6 protein-coding genes are annotated in these 3,079 nt (G+C 61.9%); all 6 read right to left on the reverse strand.

Annotation, left to right across the window (positions count from 1 at the left end; genetic code table 11):
* Positions 1-269: 269 nt before the first annotated feature.
* On the reverse strand, positions 270-554 hold the full coding sequence (locus L3X40_RS21365; protein WP_067113670.1) for a hypothetical protein: 285 nt from the start codon (positions 552-554) through the stop codon (positions 270-272).
* A gap of 12 nt (positions 555-566) precedes the next feature.
* Entirely contained in the window at positions 567-1,232 is a 666-nt protein-coding gene (locus L3X40_RS21370; protein WP_445177233.1) for a hypothetical protein, read from the reverse strand.
* Positions 1,233-1,458: 226 nt separating this feature from the next.
* Positions 1,459-1,656, reverse strand: coding sequence for a hypothetical protein (locus L3X40_RS21375; protein ID WP_067113676.1), 198 nt, complete (start codon positions 1,654-1,656; stop codon positions 1,459-1,461).
* 83 nt (positions 1,657-1,739) lie between these two features.
* Positions 1,740-2,045 carry a DUF7673 family protein gene (locus tag L3X40_RS21380; protein WP_067113679.1) on the reverse strand — a complete coding sequence of 102 codons (306 nt, stop codon included), beginning with the start codon at positions 2,043-2,045 and terminating at the stop codon, positions 1,740-1,742.
* Positions 2,046-2,282: 237 nt separating this feature from the next.
* Positions 2,283-2,693: a type II toxin-antitoxin system VapC family toxin gene (locus L3X40_RS21385; protein WP_067113681.1), complete on the reverse strand. Its 411-nt coding sequence runs from the start codon at positions 2,691-2,693 to the stop codon at positions 2,283-2,285.
* Positions 2,693-2,953 carry a type II toxin-antitoxin system Phd/YefM family antitoxin gene (locus tag L3X40_RS21390; RefSeq protein WP_067113683.1) on the reverse strand — a complete coding sequence of 87 codons (261 nt, stop codon included), beginning with the start codon at positions 2,951-2,953 and terminating at the stop codon, positions 2,693-2,695. Before L3X40_RS21390 ends, L3X40_RS21385 begins: the two co-directional genes overlap by 1 nt.
* Positions 2,954-3,079 lie beyond the last annotated feature (126 nt).

Below are 3,079 nucleotides of genomic sequence, written 5' to 3' on the forward strand. Positions count from 1 at the left end.
TCCCCCTCCTCTCCTCGGCCGTTCGGCCGAGCAGGCGCGTAAGCGCCCCTTCCGAGACCCGCATTCGCGGCCTCGGGATCGCGCTGGATACGAGGTGGTCAGACCTCGAGATAGCAGTCGTGGGCGAGACGGAAGGCGGCTGCAACCGACTCCCCTTCGTAGAGAAGACGCGGCTCACGCGAGATCGACATGGAGATTTCCTCCCAGCGCGGATGTACTGCACGTATAGCTGCGAGAATGGATTGATCCTGCCAGGAGCGATGGCGCGATCAGGCGTAGCGTGGCCGGACCTCGGGAAAGGCCGGCGGCGCCGTCCACTCATAGACGACGGCGGTATAGCGCCCGCCGTCATAGAGCACGGAATCGACGCGGCGATGATGACGCTGCAGCCGTTCGAGGAGGCGATTGGCGCGGTCTGCGAGAGCGACAGCCCGGGCTTCGGTCGGCGCGAGCGCCAGCAGACGAACCAGTTCGCCGGTGTCGTACCACCAATTGCCTTCTTCAGGCCCGCCATAGGCCCGGTCGATCTCGTAGAGCGCAATGATATAGCGCATGTGCGGCCTCCTTCAGGAAAGCGGCGCCGGCAGGGCGAGCCATTCCGGCTGATCGTCGGCGATGGGAATGTCGAAGTTCGCGGCCTCGGCCTCGGAAAACACCGTCGCGGCCTCAAGCGAGCCGAAGCCCGCGCTGGTGTTCCAGAAGAGGAGGCCGGCCTCGACATCGCGCGTGACAAGGACGTATCCGTCGACGCCCTCGTGGTGAGCGCGCGCGATCGCGCGATCGAGCAACTGGGACGATCCGCCGAACTCGAGTCCGTCCTCGCGGATGACGACATAGCCGCCCCCGAATTCACCAGGACGCAGGCGGTCGCAATCGAGCGCATATTCGAAGCCGAACGGCAGAGCGGACCTCGCGACGGTCTGGATCAGCAGTGCGGCGGTTTCGACATCGACCTGATCGCCATAGAGCCAGACCTTGCAGTTGCCCGACCCATCGGACGGATCGACCTGCAGCGAGAAGCCGAGGCGAGGATAATCGGGATCGCTGAAGATCGCGAGGAATCCACCAAAGGCGTCGGCCTCGGCCGGCGGAAAACAGGACCTGAAGGCATCACTCCGCGCGGAATATGCGGCGACGCGCCGATCCTGCTCGACATCGGAATCGCGGACGATCTCGGCGGCCTCGTCGATATCGCGAAAAACCTCGGCCTCGGCGTCGGTAACGGTGAGCACGAAGCTCGCTTTGACAAAATGATTGGCCATGCTGGCTCCTGGAGGAAGGAGGGTTTGGGACCGCCCGGGTTCCCGGCCTCGGCGACACGCCCGGACCCACGCCCCCTTCCCGCTCTCCTTTCCGTGCGCGAAGCGCGGCGGCGGTCAGGCGCGCGCCGAACGCGCGGCCTCCGATCAGCGGTTCATGGAGAGTATGAGGATCGCCACGAGCGGGCGGCGAGCGTGTCTAAGTCGTGCGTTTACGGCGGCGCGGCGGCCCGGCATAATTGGCCGAGACTTTGAGGTCGACCGCGAGCTGCGTGAGCGTGCGATGCGCGCCCAGGCGCTGAAGTCCATCCATGCGCGGGTCGAGCTTCAGCCTGGCGATGCGTGAACGCACCAACGATGCGGCGACGCGCAGCGTATGGGGATCAATCTCGTTCATGGGCAGGACCATAGCGCAGATGGTGCGCGGAGGCGAGCGCGCTACCGCGCAAGTCGCAAAGCTGGATCGGGCTCTGCGGACGGCTAGTTGCCGAAATCCCGCCAACGATCGACCAACTCGATCATTTCGGCCTTGCGATCGAACGCGTCAGGATAGACTGCGCCTTCGTGCTGGCCGAGAAACCCGACGATCGTGGTGATGTGCGTCGCGATCGTCGCATCGACGCCGAAGAGATCGGCGAGCGGGAAATGTCCACAATCCTCGCCGTTCCACCACGCAAGGAGGAAGTTTGCCACGCGCCGCGATTGCCCGGTGTCGGAACGGGCCACGTCGATGAGGCGGTCGAGCGCGTTCTGTGCGGCCGCTTTGCTGAACGGTCCTTTGTCCATGTTCACGGAAGCTCGGCGTTAAATGCGACCGCTTCCTTTGGAGCGCGCGCAGCCGCGATGGCGAAGCGATCTGCTTCGGTAAAGTCCGATAGTCGTAGAACTTCGCGGCGAGGATATACGCGCTGTATCGATTTATCGTGGGGGGAGGACATGATCTTCGTGCCTTTCTAAGTAAACGACCACACGGTCTTTTATGCGCCGCTGGCAGACCGGATATCGCAATGCCGGAAGAACCGCTCAGATCCATGGGTTGAGAAGAGCAACGCCAGTTTTTTCGAAATCGATGATGTTACGGGTGACGATTGTCATGGAGTGGACAAGCGCAGTCGCAGCAAGCAAGCCGTCACGTTCGGACTGCGGGTCTGGTACATGGAGCGCGGCACAACGCATGGCGACTTCGGTGTCGACCGCGATGATGCGGTCGGCAAATGCCTGGAGAACATCGGTTTCGAACCAGGCGCGCAGAATCTCACCCGTAACAGGATCGACGCGCTTTTCTGCCAGGATGCTCTGTTCTATCTCGAGGATCGAGATCGCCGAAATGTAGAACTGGTCGGCATCCGCGCTGTCCGCCCATGCGGTGACTTCGGGAGGGAGCCGATCAGGTCTGCGCAACGCGGAAATGACATTCGTGTCGAGCAGAAACATCAATCGAGATCCACCGGCTTCGTGATACGGTTGAGCTTGGCGGGTTCGAAATCGAAATTGCCGGCCTCACCCGTCTGCGCAAGCGCAGCCAGAAGGCTACGTGGTTTCTTGCCCTGCCGGCGGTGAAAGTCTTCGATTGTCATCAACACATGCGTGGGCTTGCCGCGCTCAGTAATATAGACTGGCCCGTTGCGAGCAGCCTTCTTCGCGCGGCTGGCACCTTGATTGAAGTCCCGGCTTGAGATCGTCGTCATACCCATCGTAAGTAACTCTCATTGAATGTAGGTATGTTACTACAATGGCGATGGTCTAAGGCGTGTGGACATTTAGCGCATAGCGATCTTCAGGGCCGCAAGGTTGATCATGGCGCGGTAGCTCTGATCAGT

The sequence above is a fragment of the Rhizorhapis sp. SPR117 genome (assembly GCF_021742065.1).

Excerpts from the sequence above, each read along its gene's own strand:
- L3X40_RS21365 (WP_067113670.1), bottom strand. The coding sequence starts at position 554 with ATGCGCTATATCATTGCGCTCTACGAGATCGACCGGGCCTATGGCGGG.
- L3X40_RS21375 (WP_067113676.1), bottom strand. The coding sequence starts at position 1,656 with ATGAACGAGATTGATCCCCATACGCTGCGCGTCGCCGCATCGTTGGTG.
- L3X40_RS21380 (WP_067113679.1), bottom strand. The coding sequence starts at position 2,045 with ATGGACAAAGGACCGTTCAGCAAAGCGGCCGCACAGAACGCGCTCGAC.
- L3X40_RS21385 (WP_067113681.1), bottom strand. The coding sequence starts at position 2,693 with ATGTTTCTGCTCGACACGAATGTCATTTCCGCGTTGCGCAGACCTGAT.
- L3X40_RS21390 (WP_067113683.1), bottom strand. The coding sequence starts at position 2,953 with ATGGGTATGACGACGATCTCAAGCCGGGACTTCAATCAAGGTGCCAGC.